We start from the raw sequence: 25,931 nt of genomic DNA, 5'->3' as shown, positions 1-25,931 counted from the left end.
GTTGTCGAATTATAGATCTTTATCCGAAGCATCACTTTGAGTAACAATCCGACACAATCAACTATTGCGTTGCAACATCCAACGCCAAAACCCATGCGAACGGACACACTCCTGCCGGCAATTTTCGCCCTCAAGGCCTTGCTGCGCCGATTCGCATTATCAAAAAAAACAACTTCCGCCTAAGGCCCATCATGTCCAACGCATTACTCCCGCTCGCTTCCGCCTCACCCCGCACGCGCAAACGCATCGCCCTCAGCGTCACCGTCCTCGCAGTCATCGGCATTGCCGTCGCCGGCACCCTCGCCGCCATCGGCGTCAATGCCAGCGAAACCGCCGGCAAAACGCCGCCCCCTGCGGCCGGCGTCGATGTTGCCGAAGTCATCAGTCGCAAGATCGTCGATTGGCAAAGCTACTCGGGACGACTGGAAGCGCTCAACCGGGTCGAAATCCGCCCGCTGGTTTCCGGCACGCTGACCGCCGTCCATTTCAAAGATGGCAGCACCGTCAAAAAAGGCGACCTGCTCTTTACCATCGACCCCCGCCCCTACGCCGCCGAAGTGGCGCGGGCGCAGGCGCAACTGGCCGGCACCGAAGCACGCGCCGCCTATACCGGAACCGATGTCGCCCGTGGCGAGCGCCTGCTGGCCGACAACGCCATCGCCCGCCGCGACTATGAAGAAAAACAAAATGCCGCACGCGAAGCCAGCGCCAGCCTGCAAGCGGCCCGGGCCGCGCTGCAACTGGCCAAGCTGAATCTGGAATACACGCACATCGTCGCCCCGGTCGCCGGCCGCATCTCACGCGCCGAAGTCACCGTCGGCAATATCGTCACCGCCGGCGCCGCCTCGCAAGCGCTGTCCACGCTGGTGTCGATCGCGCCCATCTACGCCTCCTTCAATGTCGATGAGCAAAGCTATCTGAAATTCATCCACCCGACCCGCAGCGGCGCAGCGGCACCCGTCGCACTCGGCCTGGCCAATGAAGAAGGCTACTCGCGTCAGGGCAAAGTCGGCTCAGTGGACAACCGCGTTGACCCCGCCTCCGGCACCATCCGCGTGCGCGCCGTCTTCGACAACGCCGACGGCGCACTGCTGCCCGGCCTGTATGCCCGCATCCGTCTCGGCAGCAGCACCCCGCGTGACGCCGTCCTGATCGATCCGAAAGCCATCGGCACCGATCAGGACAAACGCTTCGTCCTGGTGCTCAACAAAGACAATCACACCGCCTACCGCGAAGTGCTGCTGGGAGCCAGTCAGGATGGCTTGCAAATTATCGAAAGCGGCCTGCATAGCGGCGAACGCATCGTCGTCAACGGCCTGCAACGCGTGCGCCCCGGCGATGCCGTCACGCCGACCCTGCTGCCGATGCAGCCCGCAGCGAACGCCGCGCCTGCCAAGCCCGCCGCCTGAACCCGGCTGACCCAATAAGAACAGAGTCCCCATGAACATCTCCAAATTTTTCATCGACCGGCCGATTTTCGCCGGCGTGATGTCGATCCTGATCCTGCTGGCCGGCGCGCTGGCCATGTTCCAGCTGCCGATTTCCGAATACCCCGAAGTCGTGCCGCCCTCCGTGGTCGTCCGCGCCCAGTTTCCCGGCGCCAATCCCAAGGTCATCGCCGAAACCGTCGCCTCGCCGCTCGAAGAATCGATCAACGGCGTCGAAAACATGCTGTACATGCAATCGCAAGCCAACAGCGACGGCAACCTGACCATCACCGTCAACTTCCGTCTCGGCACCGACCCCGACAAAGCCCAGCAACTGGTGCAGAACCGCGTCTCGCAAGCCCTGCCGCGCCTGCCGGACGACGTCCAGCGACTCGGCGTGACGACCATCAAGAGCTCCCCCACCATCACCATGGTGGTGCACCTGATCTCGCCCGACAACCGCTACGACATGACCTACCTGCGCAATTACGCCGTCCTTAACGTCAAGGACCGGCTCGCCCGCATCCCCGGCGTCGGGGAAGTCGGCTTGTTCGGCTCCGGCAACTACGCCATGCGGGTCTGGCTCGATCCGCAAAAAGTCGCGCAACATAATCTGACCGCCAGCGACGTCGTGCGCGCTATCCGCGAGCAAAACATCCAGGTCGCCGCCGGCGTGATCGGCGGCACACCGAATACCAGCGACACCGCCCTGCAACTCTCGGTCAATGCCCAGGGTCGCCTGAAAACCGAAGCCGAATTCTCGGACATCATCCTCAAGAGCTCGCCCGACGGTGCCATCACCCATTTAGGCGACGTCGCCCGCATCGAACTGGCCGCCTCCGAATACGGCCTGCGCTCACTGCTCGATAACAAACCCGCCGTTGCCATCCCGATTTTCCAGGCACCCGGTGCCAACGCACTGGAAGTCTCCAAGCAAGTCCGCAAGGCCATGCAGGAACTGTCGACGGAATTCCCCGCCTCCATCGAATACCGCATCGCCTACGACCCGACCCAGTTCGTGCGCGCCAGCATCGAAGCCGTGGTGCATACGCTGCTCGAAGCCATCCTGCTCGTGGTGCTGGTGGTGATCCTGTTCCTGCAAACCTGGCGCGCCTCGATCATTCCACTGCTGGCAGTGCCAATTTCCATCGTCGGCACGTTCGCCCTGCTGCTGGTGTTTGGCTACTCGATCAATGCGCTGTCGCTATTTGGCATGGTGCTGGCCATCGGCCTCGTGGTCGATGACGCCATCGTGGTGGTGGAAAACGTCGAACGCAATATCGCCGAAGGTCTCTCGCCGCTGGACGCCACCTATCGCGCCATGCAAGAAGTCAGCGGACCGATCATCGCCATCGCCCTGACACTGGTTGCCGTCTTCGTGCCGCTGGCCTTCATGACTGGCCTGACCGGCCAGTTCTACAAGCAATTCGCGATGACCATCGCCATTTCCACCGTCATCTCGGCCTTCAACTCCCTGACGCTGTCGCCGGCGCTGGCCGCCCTGCTGCTCAAGCCGCACGACGCCAAACCGGACTGGCTGACCCGCATCATGAACCGCCTGTTCGGCCGCTTTTTCGCCGCGTTCAACCGCTTCTTCGGTCGCACCTCCGACCAATACGGGCGCGGTGTGGCCGGCGTCATTTCCCGCAAGTCGGCAGCCATGGGCGTCTATGCGCTGTTGCTGATCGGCGCCGTGGCGATTTCCTATATCGTCCCGGGCGGATTCGTCCCGGCGCAGGACAAGCAATACCTGGTCGGATTTACCCAGCTCCCCAGCGGAGCCACGCTAGACCGCACTGAAAACGTCATCCGCCGCATGACCGACATCGCCCTGAAACAGCCGGGCGTGGAAAGCGCCATCGCCTTTCCCGGCCTGTCGATCAACGGCTTCACCAACAGCTCCAGCGCCGGCGTCGTCTTTGTCTCGCTCAAGCCGTTTGAGGAACGACGCGATAAAGCACTGTCCGCCGGAGCAATTGCCGGCGCACTGAACCAGCAGTTCGGCTCCATCAAGGATGCCTTCATTGCCGTCTTCCCGCCCCCGCCGGTACTCGGTCTGGGAACGCTGGGCGGCTTCAAGATGCAAATCGAAGATCGCGGCGCGCTCGGCTATGCGGAACTGGATGCGGCTGCGCAAGCGTTCATGAAAGCGGCACAGTCCGCGCCGGAACTGGGCCCGATGTTTTCCAGCTACCAGATCAACGTGCCGCAGCTCGATGTCAATCTCGACCGCGTCAAGGCCAAGCAGCTCGGCGTGCCGATCACCGATGTCTTCGACACCATGCAGATTTATCTCGGCTCGCTGTACGTCAACGACTTCAACCGCTTCGGCCGTGTGTATCAGGTCCGAGCGCAAGCCGACGCCCCGTTCCGCGCCAAGCCGGAAGACATCCTGCAACTGAAGACCCGCAACCTCAGCGGCGAGATGGTGCCGCTGTCCTCGCTGGTCAAAGTCACGCCGAGCTTCGGCCCGGAAATGGTGGTCCGTTACAACGGCTACACCGCCGCCGATATCAATGGCGGTCCGGCGCCCGGCTACTCCTCGGCGGAAGCAGAAGCCGCCGCCGAACGCATCGCCGCCAAAGTCCTGCCCCACGGCATCAAGTTCGAATGGACCGATCTGACTTACCAGAAAATACTGGCAGGCAATGCCGGCATCTGGATTTTCCCGATCAGCCTGCTGCTCGTCTTCCTGGTGCTGGCCGCGCAGTATGAAAGCCTGACCTTGCCGCTGGCGGTGATCCTGATCGTGCCGATGAGCTTGCTGGCCGCCATGACCGGCGTCTGGCTCACCGGCGGCGACAACAATATCTTCACGCAGATCGGCCTGATGGTGCTGGTGGGACTCGCCTGCAAGAACGCCATCCTGATCGTCGAATTTGCCCGCGAACTGGAAATGCAGGGCAGCACCCCGCTGCAAGCCGCAATTGACGCCAGCCGCCTGCGTCTGCGTCCTATCCTGATGACCTCCATCGCCTTCATCATGGGCGTCATCCCGCTGATTACCTCCAGCGGCGCAGGGGCGGAAATGCGCCACGCCATGGGTATTGCCGTGTTCTTCGGCATGCTGGGCGTCACCTTTTTCGGGCTGTTCCTGACTCCCGTGTTTTATGTACTGCTGCGTACATTAGGGAAGCGCCACAAGCTGCACTCCGCCGCGCCGCACCCGGCTCCGCTGATGCACCACACCGATCCTCTGGAAAAATAAACTATGCGCACCCTTACTTACTTGCCGCGCTCATTGCGGCTGCGCTCAACAGCGCCAGCAATCCCGGCCCTGACCACCCTGCTACTGGCGCTGACACTGGCCGGCTGCGCGGTCGGCCCCACCTATCAAAAACCAGCGCTTGAAACGCCGGCTGCATTCAAGGAAGCCGCCGTCGACGCCGGCCAATGGAAAACCGCGCAACCGGCTGAAAATGCCGCCCGTGGCGAATGGTGGAAAGCCTTCGGCGACGACACGCTGGACACCTTGCAGGATCAGGCCCGCGACGCCAACCAGAACCTGAAAGCCGCCGCCGCACGTCTGAGTCAGGCGCGCGCCCTGCAACGCAATGCCGAAGCCGGCATGTTCCCGGAAGTCGATCTCGGCTTCGGCCCCACCCGGCAACGCGTCTCGCCCGCTGCCAAGGGCCTGACGCCCGACGCGGCGGTGCAGCCCACCACGCTGTGGCGCGCGCAGGCCAACATTTCCTATGAAGCCGATCTGTTCGGACGCGTCTCCTCCACGGTCGACGCCGCCACCGCCGATGCGCAAGCCGGTATCGCCCTGTTCCGCTCGCTGCAACTGGCACTGCAAGCCGATGTGGCGCAACAGTACTTTGCCATCCGCCAGCTCGACGCCGACCAGCAATTCGCCGCCAACAGCGTCGCGTTGCGCGCCAACACACTGAAACTGATGCAGCGCCGTTTCGACGAAGGCGATATCGGAGAACTCGATCTGGTGCGGGCGCGTACCGAACTAGCCTCGGCACAAGCCGAATCGCTGGGCGTCACGCGTTCGCGTGCGGTGGCGGAACACGCTCTGGCGATTTTGCTGGGCAAGACCCCGGCTGAATTTTCCCTCCCGCCGCGTCCGCTGACGCGCATCGTGCTGGAAGTCCCTGCCGGCTTGCCCTCGGCGCTACTGGAGCGCCGACCCGACATCGCCGCCGCCGAACGCACCATGGCCGCTGCCAACGCCCGCATCGGCGCGGCCAAAGCCGCCTTCTTCCCGCAAATCGACCTGACCACCACCCTGGGCTATGAATCGGCGCAACTGGGCAATCTGTTCCACTGGTCAAGCCGCACCTTCCTGCTGGGGCCGTTAATCGGCGGCATGTTGTCGATGCCGCTGTTCGACGCCGGTGCGCGTCAGGCCGGGGTCGACCGCGCTTCCGCCGTCTACGAAGAAGATGTCGCCACCTATCGCCAGACCGTCCTCAACGCCTTCCGCGAAGTCGAAGACAATCTGGCCACGCTGCGCATTCTGGCCGACCAGATACGGGCGCAGGATGAGGCCGTACAGGCGTCCACCCGCGCCGCGCATCTGTCGCACGTTCAGTACCGCGAAGGGGCAATCGGTTTTCTCAACGTGATCGATGCCGATCGCACGGTCCTGACTCAGCAACGGGCGGCAGCGCAATTGGAGGGGGAACGGGCCAGAGCGACCGTCAGTCTGATCCGCGCGATTGGCGGAGGGTGGGAGCTGGCGCCGCAAAAAGTGGCGCAGCGTTAGGCAGGCTGCGCGGCAGAAGAAGCCGGGAATATCTCTATCATTCCCGACTTCGGAAACCGCGCACTTCGCTATTTTTACGGGCTACGGGCTTGCGACATGCGAGGAATCGCCTCGCAGGTCCGAAAGTAGCATCGTCTTGCTTGAAAAGATCGACCACACTGTTTGAGTAGTGGTCACACAGCTTAATGGGTTTCACCACTATTGGCAGCATCAGCCCAACTCTGTTAGCCCGGTGTTGGGCTTTTCTTTTTTTCAGCTTGGCAATCAGGATCATCAATCACAACGTTTGTTGCGCCACGTGCCTTACTCTCAATATCTCAACAGTGTGTATTTTAGCCAGCACGCGATAAAAAACGATGTAGTTACGATGTACGACCAACTCGCGCAGAAAAGCGGGCAGGCCCGGCCTGCCTGCGCGGCCAAGCTCAGGATGTTGCGCAAGCGACAAGGTCTTGTCACGCAGCTCCTGGCCGAACGTCCCTGCTCTAAAAGGGTTGTCCTGAGCGATGTAGTCAATGATGTCGTCTAAGTCGGATTCGGCGATCGGTCGCCAGACGATGCGGTAAGGGGAGTTTGTCTTTGCCATGAGTCAGGCGGCTAGCTTATACGGCTGCTGGATCACGTTTACTTCGCTCCCGCTACTTTGTGGCGAGCAATGCGAGCATCCATCCGGGCCATCACCTCATCGTGCGGCACGCTCGGCCGCGGATCGTCAATCGCCTCCTGAATCTCGGCGGCCAGCGACTGGTTATAGGCGACCGCTTCGTGCGCTTGGCGCATCGCCTGTGCGCGGCTACTCCGATTATGCGTAACTTCTTTTTGGTCGGGGTCCCAGTTGCTTGCGTCGATCTGGGCAACGACAATGCCAAGATCACGCAACACCATCAGCGCGGAATTCGGACTGCCGAAGCGGCGCGGCTCAGTGCTACGGGCCTTCACCAAAAAAGCGTCTTTTCCGCTGCGGGTAGCAATCTCCATGAAGAACCCGCTGCCTTGTCCTTTCAAGGTCACGCTGACAACGCCGCCGGCGCTGGTCGTAGCGCGTAGCTGCTCAAGTGTCATGCCTTGCATGATCCTCTCCTCTATAGATTAAACGCGAATCGTATAGATATATTGTGCATGACATATAGAAGTTGCGCAATCTTTTCCCCGCCGGGGAAATGAGCGGTCGCAGATTAGACCCCTTCTTCGGTCTACGGAATATGAAAAACGGTGGTTGTCTTGGCCGCCCCCACCCGCACTTCCACGCCCGTCTCGCGGCCTTTCTTGGCACAGGGAATCACCTGTCGCGATCTTTGCACCATGCTGACCTTTTTACCAGGCGGCCCAACGCCCTCCCAAAAAACACATACCGAGAGCAGCGCGATGCTAAGTGCGACTCAATTCGAGCACTACAGTAGGAGCAGCTCACGAAACCGGCAAATCGCACGGTTAGAGACATAAGCTGCCAAGTTAAAACCCAAGAAATCGAGCATGAAAAATAGAAAATAAATCTAACCTGACGCGATTTGCATTTTTAAAAGTCATTAAAGTATTAAAAATTTATTATTATATTTAGTGAAATATTGCTTATAAAAAAAATAATATTTATATTTGATGAATGAAAATCATATCGAAAAAATTAATTACTTTATTAATCCTTCGCGGTGGAATGCCATCTGCATTGGCAGAGATTCCATTACACATTGAAGATTTAATGACTGACAAAGGTCAGGTGACGCTAGATGCGACTTTTTCCTACGCAAACAGAAATCAACAAGGCGTAGCAATCGGATCTCCGCTCATTGTCCAGACTGCTCCAACATCATTCACTGCCATCCCTACACGCGTCGGCGAGACAAGAACCGACACAGATATCAGTGTTGCGACACTTGGGCTACGTTATGGATTAACAAAAAACACTGAACTATACGGACGCAGTAGTTATTTGTGGAATGGCAGTCGCTCCACTCATTTTTCCGAAACATCGAGCAACCAAAGCAATTATTTCTCAGATATTTGGCTAGGTCTGAATTATCGCTTTTTAAAAGATGGTGAAACGCCTGCCTTACTAGGATTTGTCGAAGTCGCCGTGGTCGAACGATTAAAAGAAAATAGTTCAAAGGCCAAATCATGGATGCTTGGAGCCACAAGTTACAGCGTAATAGACCCCGTTGTTCTTTCTTTCACAGCGGCATATCGATTCAATCAAGAGCGTATAAATGATACGCAACGTTATAAACCTGGAAATTTCTTACTGCTTAATCCATCACTCGCCTTTGCTGTAAATGATCGCATAACGCTCACAGGTGGCGCTCAATGGCTGAATCGACAGCCGGATCGTATCAATGGATCATCGCAGAGCTTTCGCCGCACTACAACAGATCTTATTTTCGGCGTTGCTTACGGACTCTCTGATACAACCAGCTTAGCATTCTCGGTGACCACGAATGCATCTGGCAGTAGTGGATCAAGTGCTCGCATTAATTTATTACACGCTTTTGATAAGACACCCATTCCCACTTCCCAACCCACCCTTAAAAAAGGAAATGCAACATGAAGAAGCTTGTTCTGGCAATAACTTTGAGTACTATCGCGATCATGCCCGCAATGGCAAAGCAAGAATCCACTGCGCCGCTTGATGATGCGCAGAAAATATTCAATATGGATAGTAATCCTCTGGAATTAGCGCGCCTTTCCCAGACAGAAATGGAAGAAACAGAAGGAGCATTTTTCCCTGTCCCTATTATTGGGGCAATCGCTGGAGGGACTGGATATTTACTTACAACAAGCAACCCTAATTGGGGAGGCTTCGCAATTTCCGCTGGAACTGGGGCGTTTGGAGGGTTTGGATTTCCCGGCGCAATGGTTAGTACATTTGGTCAGGCATATGCCGGGCTAATTAGAAGATAAAAAAATATTTCAGGAGATTTCTTTAATTTAGGCGCGATGAAGATATAGCACCCGATTTCCCCGAAAAATATTGATCATTGTTTTAGTTGAAAATAGTTACCCAATGAATATCTATATTATTTTTAATGTAGATATTGGATAATTAAATTCGATTATAAAATTCTAGTTAATTTTAAATTTTTGAATTATGAATCACACTACGTTTTTAATGATTAATAGTTTTTCTATCGTTTATAGTTCTTTTTATTTGATCCCAAAATTTAGAAAATCCAAATTTTTTTACGTAAAATTGGCTGCGATAGTGTTGTTTTTTATGATTTTACATTTATTTAATATGGATTTTGAATTATTGCATCGCTTGCTTCGCGGCTTTATAAGTGGCGTAATTGTCGTTGCGCTTGGAATAATAATTTACTCAATTAAAAATACTATGGTTAAACGGTAATGTATTGCGATTCAGTTGCATCTAATTTGACGCTATCGAATGGCATGAATATTGTCCAAAAATATCTTTTCAAAAGACGTTTATTGGGCTAATGAAGTCTGCATGCCCCTGACAAAAAAAATCTGGATACATGCAATAACATTGGCACTACAGGTCAATGTATATGCTGTTTGGGGCATGGAAGTTGCTCACATCAATACCCTTAGTACCAATGGTGCAATCTCAACCCGCAGTTGGAAAACGCTACGTGATTTTCGGGTTGTGAAGCAAAGTTTTGATTACTCGTGCGGCTCGTCAGCCATTGCAACTATTCTCAATCAGTTTTATCAGCAAACAGTTACAGAACTTGACATATTGAAAGCTATTGACAAAGGAAATTCAATCACGTCTTTTGACGACATGGAGCGCGCTGTTCCTCAATTCGGTTTTCGCGCTGTGGGCTACGCTGCCTCGTTTGAGCAGTTAACAAAACTCAAAATACCTGTCATCGTTTATCTCAAATACCGTGGAGATGACCACTTTTCTGTCGTGCGCGGCATCAATGCAGATACTGTTTGGCTGGCAGATTCTTCTCTGGGGAATCGTTATTTAAGCCGCCATCAATTTCTTGCAATGTGGGGGGGCAAAGATTCTGCGAAGCAAAATGGGAAAATCCTGGTTATTTTGGCAGATCGTTCTGATCTCATAGAAAGCAGGGATTTTTTTACTATCAATCCAAAAAGACCAACAGCATTAGCAATATCACTGCAATTACAACGCAATTTTTTCCGTTAATGCTACATGCAGCGTCTTTTACACCTCCTTGCGTTCTGAGTACCCTTGCAAGACGTCACAAAGGCTGCTTTGCCGCAACCGCCGCCTCCGGCGGTGCCACAGCAGTAATAGCGGGCGCCATCGCCTCGCGCAACACCAGCGTCGAGGGCTTAACCAGGCTAATGCCCTCCTCCCGCAGACTGCCCAAGACCGTAAATAACAGCGCGCTGCGCACGCCGTAGGATTTGCGCGGCGAGGAGACAAAGCCCGTCGCATTTAAGGTCAGGCCGGTGACATCGACCGCATCCAGATACACACTAGGGGCCGGCTCATCAAGCACCTCGCCATTATCGACAAACGCCGCCAGCAGCAACTCCCTGACTTTCGCCACATCGGTATCCATAGGCAGCGGCAACTTGATCTGCACCAGCCCCAGCGGATTGGTGTGCGTCACGTTGCGCACGGTCTTGGTAATGAACTCGGAATTCGGCACGATGACGGTAGATCGGTCGGCCATCTGGATTTCCGTGGCCCGTACGTTGATGCGGCGGATATCGCCCTCAATCCCGCCCAGCGACACCCAGTCGCCCACCTTGACCGGCCGTTCGGCCAGCAAAATCAATCCCGACACAAAATTTTGCACCACCGCCTGCAAGCCGAAACCAATCCCCACCGACAAGGCGCTGGCAACCCATGCAATGCGCTCCAGACCAATGCCCAGCGCCGACAGGGTCAGTGACACCACCACGATGCCGCCGCTATAACCGACCAGCGTCACCACCGAGGTGCGCATGCCGGCATCAAGCCCGGTCGTGGGCAAATAATGCTCGCCCAGCCAGCGCTTGAAAGCACGCAAACCCAGTAGCGTCAGCGACAGCACCAGCAAGGATTGCAGCAGCGCACCGGGTCGCAATTGAATTTCACCGATCGCCAGACCGTCGTGCGCGCTATCGAGCAACTGGAACAACTCCGACGGCCCCGCGCCGAACGGTGCCAGCAGCAGCAGCAGCGCCAGCAATACCAGCACGACCCTGCCCAACCCGGACAACAGCACCGCCGTCTGAGCCCGCATGCCGTGGTTCGCCACCACTGCCGCGCTGGCATCCTGTTCCGGCTGGGAGGCGTTCATCCATGCTGCGCACACATCATCGAGCAGACCGATGTACAGATACGCCGACGTCAGCACCACCACGCCCCATGCCAATTGCTTGACCAGAAAACCGCCAAACGCCACATAACCGGCCAATAGCGCAATGACCCCGAGTGCCAGCACCGCCATACTGATACCCGCCACCAGCTTGAGCCAGAGCGGACTGCCGATCACCGGTGCCGCGCCGTCCACCGGCGTCGCCTGCCGCAAAAGCCGCCAGCGACGTTCGCCGCGCAGCAAACCTACTCCCAGGGTGACACCCAGCAACAAAGCCACCATGCAATTGAGCGCCACCGTCGTCGCCAGTCCGGCGTTGATCTGCACCGCCAGTTGCTCAGCGATCCAGGTCGACGCCATGACCAGCGCCAGCACCAGCGGAAACCGCCGCAGGGTCAGCGCCACTTCGTCCGGCAAGGGCGGCAGTCGCCAGGAAGGCTGATTCGGCGACAACAGCGCCCGCCCCAGACCACTGACATAGCCACCAAAGCAAAGCGCCGCCAGGACGCCTGAAAGAAAACTGCGGGTGCCGTCGCTTAACGGCGAACCCCAACGCAAACCGACCCATACCAGCCATACCAGCAGCGCTGGTGTGGCTGCCGACAGCAACACGCGCGACATGGCCAGCATTGAGCGCCGCAAACGACCGGACGGCACGCGATTGACCGCCAGATGGAACAAGCGACGACGAATCCAGGAGCGCAAGGCCATGGCCGCCACCAGCGCCAGCAGCACACCGGCCCAGACGAGCAGCGGCGTACTCCGCGCGGCACTACTCAATTCGCTCCCCAATGCCGCCAGATGGGCAGAATCCTCAGGCCAGTCTTCGCGCAACTCGGACCAGAACGGCCCCGACAAGATCGACGCCGTGCGTTGGCCTAGCTGCGCCTGAAATTGCATGCGGCGCTGAGTAGAAATCTGATCGGCGGCCTGCCCTGCTTCCACCGACAACAATCCCGCCAGCTTCACTTGCGCGTCCAGCGCCAGACTGCGCTTGTCCAATTGCGCGCGCTGAGCGGCAATGCCCGGGGGCTCTTTCACGCCTGGCTTCGCCGCTCCCAGTTCGGTCAGGCGCGCCTGCACACTTTCCAGATTCGGCCCGAGGTTGCTCCCCAGCTTATCGGCCTGCGTCACCACTTCCAGTGCCGTCGTGCGCAATTGCAGCAACTCGGCATCTTCCGGCTTGGCCTGCAATCGGGTCTGTATGGTATTGACTTGCTTGCTCAGATCACTCAGAGCGGCATCGGCGTTGAGCGGCGCGGTGGTATCTTCCGCGGCCCAAAGTGGCGCATGCAAGCCGATCAGCATCAACAGCGCGCAAAAAAACGCGCCGCATTTGCGGGAAAAAAACAATGTCATGGTTCCGTCCTTGAAAATATTCTCGGCACTAGGGGCCTGATTAGCGCTTATCGGTCGCCGTCTTCAGTTGCGCAGCCGATTGGCTGTCGTCCTGCAAATTGATGAGGGTGCGCGCCGCAAAACTTTTCACGTCGCCATCCTGCGCCCCTCCCGCTGCCTTGCTGTACAAGGCGACCAGCTCCTTGCTGGCCAGCACGCCCATGACGCGCGCATATTCCCGGTCGAAACCGGCGCCGGTCAACTTGCCCAGCTTGCCGATATCCTGTTGCTGCGACATGCGCGGCTCGGTCGGCAAGACGATGTCTTTCGCTTTCGCCAGATCGCGCAAATCCTGCCCGATCAGGCTATGGTTCTTGAACATATTGGCCGCGAAAATACGCACATCGTCGCTCGCGGCCTTGGTGTCGGCCAATTGGGATGCCTTGACCTGCGCTACGCTGGCAGCGGCCGCATTAAGCAAAAACTGCTTATCTTGCGTCCCCAGGGTGGTTTGCGCCTGCGCGGGAATGATGGTCGCGGTCATCGTGACGACCGCCAGACAAAGTATCCATAGAGAAAATACAGCTCGTTTGCACATCATGCACCTTTCGTTTTTTTGAGCATTTCAGGGGTGAATCTGCGGCTGACAGGAACAAGATAAAGACAAGATACCACCATCACCCGACAGGCTTACTACAGCGTCACCAGCATGGTCCCTACCGCCAATGCCATCACGCCCGTGCACAGCCACCCCAGCACGGTCAGCCGACGGCTGATAATGAACGCGCCCATGATCGCGGGCCGGGCGGCGATCAGCATCATCACCACCATAATCGGGACGGAAATCACGCCATTGACCACTGCGCTCCAGTACAGCGCCTTGATCGGATCAATCGGCATGAAACATAAAGCCACGCCAATCAGGGTGGACACCACAATGATGCTGTAGAACCCCTTGGCGAATTTGAATTTCAGCTCCAACCCGTCGACCCAGCCCAAGGCCCCGGCTGCGGCATAGGCCGCCGAACCAGCCAATACCGGAATCGCCAGCAATCCAGTGCCGATAATGCCCGCCGCAAACAGCCAGAAAGCGAAATTACCGGCAATCGGCCTGAGGGCGGCAGCCGCTTCGGCGGAAGTCTGGATCATGGTGAATCCGTGCTCATGCAGCGTTACCGCCGTCGTCAGAATGATGAAAAATGCCACCACATTGGAAAAGCCCATACCGATCCAGGTATCAACCTTGATACGGTTGAAATTGGCTTTCGCCTGCTCTGGCGCATCGCGCAGCGGCCGCTGCTCGGGATGCGAGCGCAATTCTTCGACTTCCTGCGACGCCTGCCAGAAAAACAGGTAAGGACTGATCGTCGTGCCGAAGACGGCGACCACCGTGGTCAGATAATCGGGGTTCCACGACAAGGTCGGCCAGACCGTCGCCCGCGCCACTTCTCCCCAGGGAATCGGCACCGCGAACACGATGCCGACATAGGCCAGCAGCGCCAGCGTCAGCCATTTCAGAATCCGCACATAGCGGCTATAGGGAATAAACACCTGCAGCAACAACGACAGCACACCGAAACCGACCACATATAAGTGCGACGAACCGCCCGCCAGCAATTTCATGGCATCGCCCATGGCGGCGATATCGGCGGCGATATTGATGGTATTGGCAACCACCAGCAAGCCCACGATCAGATACAAGAGCCAGCGCGGAAAATGCTGCCGGATATTGCCTGCCAGTCCGTGTCCCGTCACCCGCCCTATCTTGGCGCTAATCACCTGAATCCCCACCATCAGCGGGAAGGTCAGCAGCATGGTCCAGAGCAAACCGAAGCCGAATTGCGCCCCGGCCTGTGAATAGGTCGCGATACCGCTAGGGTCGTCGTCCGCCGCGCCGGTAATAAGGCCGGGGCCCAGTTTTTTCAACCAGGATGAGGATGCTGACGATACTGACAGCGCTGACGACGCTGGATCGGGACCGGCTTGACTCATGCAGAACTCCACGGGGGGTGAGTAGGAGAGACAACGATCAGCGCGTCACACAACTGATCCGTACGCCGGAGAGGGCGCACGCAGCATAACAGAGCTTTCCCCTTCAGAAGGCCGGTCAGAAGGCAGCAAGGACTCATGCTAGTATGGCTCTCTGACTGACGGGTCATGCCCGCCAGTCCCCCCTCTCCGCGCCAGCGCCGTCCTGTGACCCGCAACTCCCCTTCGAGACCGACAAATTCATGGTAAAACGACGCACCTTCCTAGCCTCCGCCACTGCTGCCGCCGCACTTGCCGCGCTGGGCGTGACTCCTGCCGCCATTGCCGCCAACCGCGTCCGACTGGGCGCAGCAGAGGCCTTTTCCTTCGACGCCCTGATCACCCAGGCACGCGCCCAGGCGCACATGGCCTACCGCCCACAGACCAGCGACTCGCACGACATCCTCGACAAGATCAATTACGAAGCCCACGGCAAGATCCGCTTCGATACCGATTCCGCCCTGTTCGCCAAAGGCCCGGGCCAGTTTCCGGTAACGTTTTTCCATCTGGGCCGTTTCTTTCAGGCTCCGGCCCGGATGCACGTTATTGAAAACAAGGGAGGCAAAGACGTCAGCGCCCGCGAAATCATTTACGACGAAAGTTATTTCGACATGCCCGCCGACAGCCCGGCGCGTCAGTTGCCGCGGGGCAGCGGCTTTGCCGGTTTCCGTTTTCAGGAAAGCCGGCTCGCAGACCAAAGCAAAAAGGACTGGCGCAAAAACGACTGGGTGGCCTTTCTCGGCGCTTCGTATTTCCGCGCCATCGGCGACCTATATCAATACGGCCTGTCGGCACGCGGCATCGCCATCGACGTAGCGCAAGCCGGACGGGCGGAAGAATTCCCCAGCTTTACCCATTTTTACTTCGAAACACCCGCCGCCGGCAGTGACACTGTTACGGTCTACGCCATGCTCGACGGCCCCAGCATCACCGGCGCTTACCGCTTCAACATGACCCGCAGCACCGGCGTAGTGATGGACATCGACTGCGCCCTGTTCCTGCGCCGCGACATTGCCCGTTTCGGCATCTCCCCGCTGACCTCGATGTACTGGTTTTCCGAAACCGCCAAAGGCAGCGGTGCCGACTGGCGACCAGAAGTCCACGATTCCGACGGACTGGCCCTGTGGACCGGCGCTGGCGAGCATCTCTGGCGACCGCTCAACAACCCGCCACGCACCACTGCTTCGGCCTTCGGCGACGTCAACCCACGCGGTTTCGGCCTGCTGCAACGCGATCGCGTGTTCGACCACTATCAGGACGGTGTCGCTTACGAACGCCGGCCCAGCCTGTGGGTGGAACCGCTGGAAGGCTGGGGCGAAGGCGCTGTGCAACTGGTGGAAATCCCGACCAACGATGAAATCCACGACAACATCGTCGCCATGTGGGTGCCGAAAGCGCCTGCCGTCGCCGGTGCCGAATACCGCCTGCGTTACCGACTGCACTGGCAGCGCGACGAACCTTTCCCCACGCCACTGGCGCGTTGCGTCGCCACCCGTCTGGGCAACGGCGGTCAACCGGGACAACCACGGCCGCCCAACGTGCGCAAGTTCATGGTCGAATTCCACGGCGCGCCGCTGGAAAAACTGGCCTTCGGCGAATTGCCGGAAGCCGTGCTGACCACTTCACGCGGCACGTTTTCCTATGTCTTTACCGAAGCCGTACCGGACGGCGTACCCGGCCACTGGCGCGCCCAGTTCGATCTGACCGTCGATGGAGAGGAAGCGGTCGATCTGCGCCTGTATTTGCGGCAGGGCCAGCAAACCCTGAGCGAAACCTGGCTCTACCAATACCACCCGTTCCAGACCCGCGGCCTCTACGGCGCAGCCGCTGTGTAAACCAGTTCAACCCGCTAAACCAGCTCACCCCCAACTATGCCCACTCCCATCGTCCCCGGTCTGCTGGTATTGCATAGCAACCAGCTGGAACAATTGCGCGCCGCCGTCTTTCAGTGGCTGCGCGACAATCCGCTCGACCCACTGGAGCCAGCAATTTTTCTGGTGCAATCGAACGGTGTGGCCGAATGGCTGAAAATCGCCATCGCCGAAGACCTCGGCGTTTGCGCGGCCACCCGCATCGAATTACCGGGGCGTTTTCTGTGGCGCAGCTATCGCGCCATGCTGGGTGGTGACGCCGTACCGACTCACTCGGCGCTGGACAAAGCACCGCTGACCTGGCGTCTGATGCAACTGCTGCCGGGCTTGCTCAAACACGAGGACTTCGCTCCCTTGCGCTATTTTCTGCGCGACGGCAAACCCGAGCGTCGCCTGCAACTGGCGCAACGGCTGGCCGATTTGTTCGACCAATATCAGGTCTACCGCGCCGACTGGCTCAGTGACTGGGCCAAGGGCATTGATCAGGTGCAACGCGCTCAGGGCGCCGCGCTGCCGCTGGCCGACGATCAGCGCTGGCAGGCGCAACTCTGGCGCGCCGTACTGCACTCCCTCCCCGCCGCCGAAGGCCCGGAGCAAGGCCGCGCCACCGTTCATCATCGTTTCCTGAATGCCATCGAAGCGCAGCAAACGCCGGCCATGCCCTTGCCGCGTCGCATCGTCTTGTTCGGCGTTTCCGCCTTGCCGCTGCAAACGCTGGAAGCACTGGCCGCACTGGCCGCGCATACGCAAGTGCTGCTGGCCATTCCCAATCCCTGCCAGTACTACTGGGGCGACATCATCGCCGGACGCGATCTGCTCAAAGCCGAACGCAAACGTCAGCAACAGCGCCACGGCCGCGATCTGGCCGCGCTGCCGCTGGAACAAGTCCATGCCCACAGCCATCCGCTGCTGGCGGCATGGGGCCGGCAAGGACGCGACTTCATCCGCATGCTGGACGACTTCGACAACGCCGAGGACAGCCGCGCCCGCTTCGCCAATCTGCGCATTGACCTGTTTACCGAAGAGCCGGGCGAGACCCTGCTGCAACAAATACAAAGCGCCGTGCGCGACATGCTGCCGCTGGACGAACACAGCCGCTTTGCGCAGCAGCCGCTGGCGGCGGACGACCGCTCGGTGGAATTCCACGTCGCGCACAGCGCGCAGCGCGAAGTCGAAGTGCTGCACGATCAATTGCTGTGCTGGTTTGCCGCCATGCCATATCTGAAACCACGCGACATCGTAGTGATGGTGCCGGACATCGAAGTGTTCTCGCCGGCGATTCTGGCCGTGTTCGACCAGTACGGTCGCCACGATGCACGCCGCATCCCCTTCGTCATTGGCGATGTCCGGGAGCGCGGCATCGATCCCTTGCTGATGGCGCTGGACTGGCTGCTGCGCCTGCCGCAACAACGCTGTCGGCAAAGCGAAATCCGCGATCTGCTCGACGTGCCCGCACTGGCGGCGCGCTTTGGCCTGACGCCGGACGATTTGCCGCGTCTGACGCAATGGATGGAAGGCAGCGGCGTGCGCTGGGGACTCGACAGCGCCCACCGCAAGGCGCTAGGACTGGGCGCAGCGGGCGAACAAAACGCCTGGATTTTCGGCCTGCGTCGCATGCTGCTCGGTTACGCCAGCGGCAACGGCGAGGCCTTCGACGGCATCGCTCCCTACGCTGAGGTCGGCGGACTGGAAGCGGGACTGGCCGGTTCGCTGGCACAGCTGATCGACGCCCTGATTGTCTGGCGCGCTACGCTGGCGCAAGACCGCAGCCCGAAAGAATGGGGGCAACACGCACGACAACTGCTGCACGCTTTTTTCAAGACCGACACCGAACACGACCGACTGACCCTGACCCGTCTGCACGAATCGCTGCAACGCTGGCTGGAAGCCTGCGACAGCGCCACGTTCGACGAAGCCGTCAGCGCCAGCGTGCTGCGCGAAGCCTGGCTAGGCGCGATTGATGAAGAAACGCTGGAACACAAATTCGTCTCCGGCGGCGTCACCTTCTGCACCCTGATGCCGATGCGCGCCATTCCCTTTCCCGTAGTCTGTCTGCTTGGCATGAACGACGGCGACTATCCGCGCCGCGCGCCGCGCAACGATTTCGATCTGCTGGCGCAAGCCAGTCTGTCCCGTCCAGGCGACCGCGCCCGCCGCGACGACGACCGTTACCTGATGCTGGAAGCGCTGCTGGCGGCGCGCCGCAAGCTCTACATCAGCTGGGCCGGTCGCCATGTGCGCGACAACAGCGAACAACCGCCGTCGGTACTGGTATCGCAGCTACGCGATTATCTGCGCGACGGCTGGGGCATCGAACCCGCCGCGCTGACGACCGAACACCCGCTGCAAGCCTTTAGTCGTCGCTATTTCGAGGAAGGCGGCTTGCCGTCTCACGCCCGCGAATGGCAGGCGGCGCACCGCACGCCTGAGGACCCGGCGCAAGACACTGGCGGCAGTGTGCCGCTCGCTGTCCCGCTGTTTGACAGCAGCGCCCACCCGCGCTTGTCGCTGACCGATCTGGGGTCTTTCCTGCGACAACCGGTCAATTATTTTTTCCGCCAGCGACTGGTCGTCCGTTTCGATAAAGACGAGGCCGATGGCGAGGACGACGAACCCTTCGAACTTCAGGGACTGCCGCTGTACGACATCGCCGAACAACTGCTGGCCGATGACGGCAGCGAAGAAAACCCGGACGATACCGAGGCCACGCTCAGACTGCGCGTGGCGCATCTGGCGCGCTGCGGCGTCTTGCCCATCGGTGCCAGCGGCCAGCAATGGCAGCAGCAACTGGTGCAATTGCTACTGCCCACGCGACGCGCCTGGCTGCAACTCGGCCAGCGTTACGCGCAGGAAGCCGAACGTCGCCCATTCGGATTGCTCCACGGCGACTTGCACCTCGAAGACTGGCTCAGTCCCTTGCGACAAAATGAACACGGTCAACTGATCTGGCGTCAGCTCAGCGCCAGCAAACTGCTCGACAAAGACGGCGTATTGCGCGCCGATAAACTGATCTCTCCGTGGCTGCGACAACTGGCGGCAGCGGCCTCCGGCGTGGTGCTGAGCGGCCATCTGGTAGGGCGCGACGCTATTGTCCGATTGCATCCGCTGGAAACGGAAGCCGCGCGTGCCACGCTCTCCGCGCTGCTCGACGGCTATCGCGCCGGGATGGATGCGCCCTTGCCCGTCGCCCGCCAAACAACGCTCAATTGGCTTGCCAGCGACAAATCTGACTCGGCGGCCCGCCTCACTTATGAGGGCGGCTATCAGCGCACCGGCGAGGTCGAACAAGAACCCTGTCTGGATCGCTTGTGGCCTGATTTCGCCACCCTGCGCGCGCAAACCGGCTGGGAAGACTATGCCGACCGTCTGTATCAACCGCTGCTGGACTGGATGAAAACGCAGACTACGATGATGTCGCTGGACTCTGCGGCAGATGACAGCGCCGACCACACCAACGAGGGAGAGCAAGCAGCATGACGTCCTTACCGCTCACTGAGCGCAATGAAGCATCCGCAACGGACACCGACGCCATCGCACCCATTGCCCCGATCACCCCAATAGCATTAGATGCACTGATTTTCCCCTTGCACGGTTCGCGCCTCATCGAAGCCAGCGCCGGTACCGGCAAAACCTGGACCATCGCCGCGCTGTATTTGCGGCTGGTGCTGGGACACGGCGCGACGCAGGCCTTCCCCCGGCCCTTGCTGCCGTCGGAAATTCTGGTGATGACCTTTACCCGCGCCGCTACCCGCGAATTATCGGATCGGGTACGGGAACGGCTGGTCGATGCGGCGCGCTGTTTCCGTGGCGAAGCCGATGTCCCCGGCAGCGACCACTTCCTGCAACAATTGCTGACCGAACATCCCTCCGGCACCGTACGCGAACAAGCCGCCCACCGTTTGATGCTGGCGGCGGAAACGATGGACGAAGCGGCCATCTTCACCATCGACGCCTGGTGCCAGCGCATGCTGCGCGAACACGCGTTCGACAGCGGCAGTCTGTTCGACGAAGAATTACTGGCCGACGAATCCGCTCTGTTCGGCGATGCTGCGCGCGATTACTGGCGGCAACAGGTCTATCCCTTGTCCGGTGCGACCTTGCAGCAAGTCACACTATGCTGGAAAAATTTACCGGCCCTACTGCCGAGCCTGAAAGAGCTGGTGAAACGCGCCACGCTGTTCGGGCCGCAAGAGCCGACGTCGCTGGGAGCGCTGATTGCCGCGCATCAGATTCAACGGCAAGCCGTGCTGGCACCGCTCAAAGCCGAATGGCCAGCGCGCGCCGATCGCATGCAGGCGTGGATCGCGGCGCAAGTCGCGGCCGATCCAAAAATATTTAACGGCAACAAACTAAAACTGGACAAAGCCATCGGCTGGTTCGATGCGCTACGCAGTTGGGCGAACGACCCCGACGCTGAACGGCCGGACGCCAAACTATTTAACGACACCGCCTGGAAGCGCCTGTGCGCCGACGGCATACTCGATGCGTTCAGCAAAAACAAGTCCGCCGACATCCCTGCCGATTTCGATGCCCTGCCCCTCCTGCGCGCAACGCTGGACGCACTCGAACCGCTGTCGCATGCACTCAAGCGCCACGCCGCCGTGAGCATTGCGCAACGCATCGCAACACTCAAGGAACGCGACGGACAATTCGGTTTCGCCGACCTGCTCACGCGTCTGAAAGAGGCCTTGCAGGGCGATAACGGCGTGGCCTTACGGGCGCGCATCGTGGCGCAATATCCGGTGGCGATGATCGATGAGTTTCAGGACACCTCGCCCGACCAGTACTGTATTTTCGATCTGCTGTATCAGGTCGCGGCCAACAATGCCGACAGCGCGCTGCTGCTGATCGGCGACCCCAAGCAATCGATCTACGGCTTTCGCGGCGCAGACATCCACAGCTATCTGGCGGCACGTGCAGCGACGGCCGGACGGCATTACGTGCTGGCAACCAATTTCCGTTCCAGCCATGCACTGGTGGGCGCGGTCAATCGTCTCTTTCTGCGTGCGGAAGGGGATGCCGGGGATGCCGGTTTTCCTCCCGGCGCATTCCGTTTCCGTGACGGCCTGCACAATCCACTGCCGTTCGCGCCAGTGGCCGCGCGCGGTCGCGCCGAACACTTAGTGAGCAGCGCCGGCAAGGTCGCTGCACTGACGTTCTGGCACCTGGAGGCCAACGATCTCGACAAATCCGCCTACCTCGAATTTTTCTCTGCGCAGTGCGCCGAACACATTGTCGGTTTGCTCAACGATACCGCCGCCGGTTTCCAGAGCGCCGACGCTTTCACGCGCCTGCAACCGGCCGACATTGCCATTCTGGTCGGCACCCGCTTTGAAGCCGCCGCAGTACGTCAGGCCTTGCAGCAACGCGGCGTGGCCAGCGTCTATTTGTCGGATTCCGATTCGGTCATGCGCAGCAAGGAAGCAGCCGATCTGCTGCGCTGGCTGCATGCGCTGGCCAATCCGCTGGACGATGCGCTGGCGCACGCTGCCTTCGCCACCGGTACGGCGGCCTTGTCGCTGCCGCAACTGGCCGAACTGGCCAGCGACGATCTGGCGTGGGAAACCCGGGTGGAGCAACTCAAGCAATTGCATCTGGTCTGGCAGCGTCAGGGTGTGCTGGCGATGCTGCGGCGCTTTATCCACGAACTGCAATTGCCGGCGCGCCTGTTGCGCGAAACGGGCGGCGAACGCCGTCTGACCAATCTGCTGCATCTGGCCGAATTGCTGCAAGTAGCCAGTCAGCAACTGGAAGGCGAGCAAGCCCTGATCCGCTGGCTGAGCGAACAGATCGCGGTGGAATCCGCTCCCGGCGACGAACGGATTTTGCGGCTGGAAAGCGATGCGGCGCTGGTCAAGGTGGTGACTGTCCACAAGGCCAAAGGGCTGGAATATCCGCTGGTCTATCTGCCCTTCGCCGTCAGCGCTCAGCCGGTAAAAAAACAGAACAAACAATTTTTCGAATATACCGATGCCGACGGCAAGCACCAGCTCGATCTGCGCCTGTCCGACGACATGCTGGCGCTGGCCGAGAAGGCGCGCATGGAAGAAGCGCTGCGGCTGCTGTACGTGGCCCTGACGCGCGCGCGCCATGCCTTGTGGCTAGGCGTCGCGGCCATTCCTCGCGGCAGCAATGGCGCGACGCGGCTGGCGGAATCGGCGCTGGGCTATCTGATGGCGGGTGGGGCGGCATTGGCAGCGGAGCAAGTGGCACCGTATTTGCAGGCGCTGCGCGGCGGCTGCGACGATATCCACATCGATACCGTCACGCCGCCCTTTGCGCGCACCCGATTGGCGCGCATGACAAAGCGGCTGCCGCTGCGGGACGATGCCAACGCCGTGTACAGCGCCCGCTTCGAGCGCGACTGGCAAGTCGACAGTTTTACCTCGCTTACCCGATCGCTGGGGGCTTTGCCGCTCGCTGCGCCGACCCGGGCGCTGGAAGCGCATTTGCTTGAAGGCGAAGAAGAGGGAACAAGCGACGAAGGCGCGAACGACAACAAGGCGAATTCAGCGCAACCGTCACCGCAACTATCACCGCAACTACCACCGCAAAATGCGCCCTGGCATCGCTTTCCGCGCGGCACGCTGCCGGGCTTGTTTCTGCATGAGCAGCTGCAATGGATGGCACAGGAACCGACGGGCTTTCGCTGCATTGAGGATGCCCAATTCGAGGCGCGGCTGACTGCCCGCATTACCCGCGCCGGATGGGGACATCGGCAAGAAGACGCAATCGCCTGGCTGCGTGCCATTGCCGTCGCGCCGCTGCCGCCGTTGGGCGCATCGCTGTGCGATCTGGCGGCCACGACGCCGGAAATGGAATTCTGGTTTCCCAGCGAGCGACTGCAAAGTCTGGCGCTGGATCGACTGTCCCGGCAACATCTGCTGGAACAAGTCGCGCGTCCGGCATTGCCGCCGCGCCAGCTGCACGGCATGCTCAAGGGATTCATCGACCTGGTGTTCGAGCGCGACGGCCGTTACTGGGTGCTCGATTACAAATCGAACGCGCTGGGCCCTAACGACGCGGCCTATCATCCCGCTGCGCTGACGACCGCCATGGCAGCGCATCGCTACGACATTCAGGGGGCGTTGTATGCGCTGGCGCTGCACCGTCTGCTGAAAAGCCGTCTGGGTGCGGCCTATGACCCGGAACGGCAACTTGGCGGCGCATGTTTCTTGTTTCTGCGCGGCATCGCCAACACCACGACGCACGGTTGCTATCACTTAGCCACGCCGCCCGCCCTGCTCGATGCGCTGGACGTATTGCTGGGCAACTCCGACGACATCACGACACCATGAATCAAGCGCTCCAACACCAGGCTCTCGAACTCCCCGCCGCCTTGCCTTTGCTGGACTTACTGGACAGCTATGCCGATCAGGGCTTGCTCAGCCGCCTGTCCAGCGCTTTTGCGCGTTTCATGGGAACGCTGGGCATGACTGCGCCGGCACAGACGGTGGCCTGCGCCGTGCTGTCTGAACTCGAACGGCGCGGGCATAGTTGTCTGCGACTGGATTTTCTGGCGGACGATCCGGCTGCCTTGCTGGAGTGGAATGCCACGCAATGGCAAGACCTGTGCGCGGCCAGCGGTACGCTGCCGGAGAGTCTTGCCGCTTGGCGCGTGGCGCTGACCTCCGCAGCACAGGTATTGCAAGCCGGTGCGGAGGATGGCCAGCAACCGTTGGTACTCGATGGCGACCGCTTGTATCTGCGCCGCTACTGGCGCGATGAGTCGCTGGTGGCGCGTGCGCTGATCGAGCGGGCGGCGCAAGCGCGTGTCGTCGATACGGCTGCTGCGCGGAACTGGCTGGGAAAACTGTTCGATCAGGCACCAAGCGCCAGCGAGCAGAATGACGATACGGACTGGCAAAAAATCGCCTGCGCCATTGCCTTGCGCAGTGGCGTATCCATCATCACCGGTGGCCCCGGCACGGGTAAAACCTATACCGTGGCGCGGCTGCTGGCGCTGCTGTTTGCGATGTCGTCTCAGCCGCAGCAATTGCGGGTGGCGCTGGCGGCACCGACCGGCAAGGCGGCGGCGCGGCTGAAACAAGCCATCGATGGCGCGCTGCAAGAACTGGATCAACGCGTGGGCGCGGCACTGCCGCTGGCGGCGCTGGCAGAGCGCATAGGCTCGGCGCGCACGCTGCACAGTTTGCTGGGCGCACGCGGTGATACGCGCAGTTTTATCCATCACGCCGGACATCCCCTGGAAGTGGATGTGCTGATTGTGGATGAGGCGTCGATGGTGCATCTGGAAATGATGGCGGCGCTGCTGGCGGCGCTGCCGGTCGGGGCGATGCTGATTCTGCTTGGCGATAAAGATCAGCTGGCGTCGGTGGAAGCCGGGGCGGTGCTGGGCGATCTCTGCCGCGATGCGGAAGCGGGTGGCTATGACGCGAATACCGTCGCCTATCTGGAAGCAAGCTGCGGCGAGCAGCCGGGGTCGGAATTTCTGGGCGACGCCGGGACGTTGGCGCAGCAAACGGTGATGCTGCGTCAGGTGCGTCGTTTTAGCGAACCCATCGGTGCGCTGGCGCTGGCGGTCAATCGCGGCGACGCCGTTGCTGCGACAGCCTGTCTGCGCGACGACAGTACGGGAGCGCTCTTTTGGTTGGAGCAAGCGCAACAGCGCGATGTACTGGATCTGGTCTTGCAAGGCCGTGCCGGTGCGACCGGCGGTTATCGCGCCTATCTGGAATTGCTGGCGCAGCGCCCTGTTGATGTGAGTCAGGCCGACTACGAAGCCTGGGCGAAAACGCTGTTGCTGGCCTTCGATACTTTCCGTATTTTGTGCGCGGTGCGCGAAGGCGACTGGGGCGTGGCCGGCCTCAATCTGGCGATTGAAAAGGAATTGGATAGCGTCGGATTAATTGCCAAGCGCGGTGAGTGGTATGCCGGTCGGCCGGTAATGGTGGGGCGCAACGATTCCGGAACCGGTGTCTATAACGGCGATATCGGCGTGGCTTTGCCGGACCCGCTGCGACCACAGGCTTTGCGGGTTTACTTTCTCGATGGCGAGTCGGTACGCAGTGTACTGGCGACGCGTTTGCGCTATGTCGCTACGGCGTATGCGCTGACGGTGCATAAAGCGCAGGGTTCGGAATTCCGCCATACGGTGCTGGTGCTGCCCTCGGTTTCGACGCCGGTGCTGACGCGGGAACTGGTGTACACCGGTATCACGCGGGCGCGTGCTGGCTTTACGCTGGTGTCGCCGCAGTCAGCAATGCTGGAAGAAGCCATCCGCCGACGCACAGAGCGCGCCAGCGGATTGCGGGAGTTGCTCAATGCGGCGGCGACAGGGTCGCGGTAATTT

Annotated in this window: 15 protein-coding genes; 10 read left to right on the top strand and 5 right to left on the bottom strand. The window is 59.8% G+C overall.

Annotated elements, in window-relative coordinates; all coding sequences use genetic code 11:
* Positions 1 to 191: 191 nt before the first annotated feature.
* Genes RGU70_RS03510 through RGU70_RS03500 form a run of 3 tightly spaced genes read left to right on the top strand, consistent with a single transcriptional unit; the run spans position 192 to position 6,144 of the window.
* Positions 192 to 1,409, top strand: a complete 1,218-nt coding sequence (locus tag RGU70_RS03510) for an efflux RND transporter periplasmic adaptor subunit (RefSeq protein WP_322208028.1) — start codon at positions 192 to 194, stop codon at positions 1,407 to 1,409.
* Between the two features lie 31 nt (positions 1,410 to 1,440).
* Positions 1,441 to 4,635: a multidrug efflux RND transporter permease subunit gene (locus RGU70_RS03505; RefSeq protein ID WP_322208027.1), complete on the top strand. Its 3,195-nt coding sequence runs from the start codon at positions 1,441 to 1,443 to the stop codon at positions 4,633 to 4,635.
* A gap of 3 nt (positions 4,636 to 4,638) precedes the next feature.
* On the top strand, positions 4,639 to 6,144 hold the full coding sequence (locus RGU70_RS03500) for an efflux transporter outer membrane subunit (RefSeq protein ID WP_322208026.1): 1,506 nt from the start codon (positions 4,639 to 4,641) through the stop codon (positions 6,142 to 6,144).
* A 277-nt stretch (positions 6,145 to 6,421) separates the two neighbouring features.
* Here the strand turns inward: RGU70_RS03500 and RGU70_RS03495 are convergent, their stop codons facing one another.
* Together RGU70_RS03495 and RGU70_RS03490 are read right to left on the bottom strand one after the other, a co-directional pair.
* Positions 6,422 to 6,730 carry a type II toxin-antitoxin system RelE/ParE family toxin gene (locus RGU70_RS03495; RefSeq protein WP_322208025.1) on the bottom strand — a complete coding sequence of 103 codons (309 nt, stop codon included), beginning with the start codon at positions 6,728 to 6,730 and terminating at the stop codon, positions 6,422 to 6,424.
* A gap of 38 nt (positions 6,731 to 6,768) precedes the next feature.
* A complete protein-coding gene (locus RGU70_RS03490) occupies positions 6,769 to 7,215 on the bottom strand; it encodes a hypothetical protein (protein ID WP_322208024.1) in 447 nt (148 codons plus the stop codon).
* 529 nt (positions 7,216 to 7,744) lie between these two features.
* Here RGU70_RS03490 and RGU70_RS03485 point away from each other — a divergent pair.
* The 3 genes from RGU70_RS03485 to RGU70_RS03475 all read left to right on the top strand — a co-directional run bounded on the left by RGU70_RS03485 (position 7,745) and on the right by RGU70_RS03475 (position 10,255).
* Positions 7,745 to 8,683 (top strand): hypothetical protein, encoded by a 939-nt coding sequence (locus RGU70_RS03485; protein WP_322208023.1) that lies wholly within the window; start codon positions 7,745 to 7,747, stop codon positions 8,681 to 8,683.
* The gene (locus tag RGU70_RS03480; protein ID WP_322208022.1) at positions 8,680 to 9,036 is read left to right on the top strand and encodes a hypothetical protein; all 357 of its coding nucleotides are present in this window, start codon (positions 8,680 to 8,682) and stop codon (positions 9,034 to 9,036) included. Before RGU70_RS03485 ends, RGU70_RS03480 begins: the two co-directional genes overlap by 4 nt.
* A 547-nt stretch (positions 9,037 to 9,583) precedes the next feature.
* Positions 9,584 to 10,255, top strand: coding sequence for a C39 family peptidase (locus RGU70_RS03475; RefSeq protein WP_322208021.1), 672 nt, complete (start codon positions 9,584 to 9,586; stop codon positions 10,253 to 10,255).
* A 55-nt stretch (positions 10,256 to 10,310) separates the two neighbouring features.
* On the opposite strand, the gene RGU70_RS03470 is transcribed toward RGU70_RS03475, so the two are convergent.
* The 3 genes from RGU70_RS03470 to RGU70_RS03460 all read right to left on the bottom strand — a co-directional run bounded on the left by RGU70_RS03470 (position 10,311) and on the right by RGU70_RS03460 (position 14,711).
* Positions 10,311 to 12,740, bottom strand: a complete 2,430-nt coding sequence (locus tag RGU70_RS03470; protein ID WP_322208020.1) for a DUF3772 domain-containing protein — start codon at positions 12,738 to 12,740, stop codon at positions 10,311 to 10,313.
* A 40-nt stretch (positions 12,741 to 12,780) separates the two neighbouring features.
* Positions 12,781 to 13,320: a DUF4142 domain-containing protein gene (locus tag RGU70_RS03465; protein WP_322208019.1), complete on the bottom strand. Its 540-nt coding sequence runs from the start codon at positions 13,318 to 13,320 to the stop codon at positions 12,781 to 12,783.
* Between the two features lie 92 nt (positions 13,321 to 13,412).
* Positions 13,413 to 14,711: a divalent metal cation transporter gene (locus tag RGU70_RS03460; protein ID WP_322208018.1), complete on the bottom strand. Its 1,299-nt coding sequence runs from the start codon at positions 14,709 to 14,711 to the stop codon at positions 13,413 to 13,415.
* Between the two features lie 239 nt (positions 14,712 to 14,950).
* Between RGU70_RS03460 and RGU70_RS03455 the strand changes: the two genes are divergently transcribed.
* The 4 genes from RGU70_RS03455 to recD are packed head-to-tail and all read left to right on the top strand — an operon-like array spanning position 14,951 to position 25,928.
* Positions 14,951 to 16,582 (top strand): glucan biosynthesis protein D, encoded by a 1,632-nt coding sequence (locus RGU70_RS03455; protein ID WP_322208017.1) that lies wholly within the window; start codon positions 14,951 to 14,953, stop codon positions 16,580 to 16,582.
* A 36-nt stretch (positions 16,583 to 16,618) separates the two neighbouring features.
* A complete protein-coding gene (gene recC / locus RGU70_RS03450) occupies positions 16,619 to 20,095 on the top strand; it encodes an exodeoxyribonuclease V subunit gamma (RefSeq protein WP_322208016.1) in 3,477 nt (1,158 codons plus the stop codon).
* Positions 20,092 to 23,916 (top strand): exodeoxyribonuclease V subunit beta, encoded by a 3,825-nt coding sequence (gene recB, locus RGU70_RS03445; RefSeq protein ID WP_322208015.1) that lies wholly within the window; start codon positions 20,092 to 20,094, stop codon positions 23,914 to 23,916. Before recC ends, recB begins: the two co-directional genes overlap by 4 nt.
* Entirely contained in the window at positions 23,913 to 25,928 is a 2,016-nt protein-coding gene (gene recD, locus RGU70_RS03440; protein ID WP_322208014.1) for an exodeoxyribonuclease V subunit alpha, read from the top strand. The genes recB and recD overlap by 4 nt, the downstream gene beginning before the upstream one ends.
* The last annotated feature ends 3 nt before the right edge of the window (positions 25,929 to 25,931 follow it).

It is taken from the genome of Herbaspirillum sp. RTI4, assembly GCF_034313965.1.
Lineage (GTDB): Bacteria > Pseudomonadota > Gammaproteobacteria > Burkholderiales > Burkholderiaceae_D > Herbaspirillum.
This window is presented reverse-complemented; position numbering and strand designations above follow the sequence as displayed.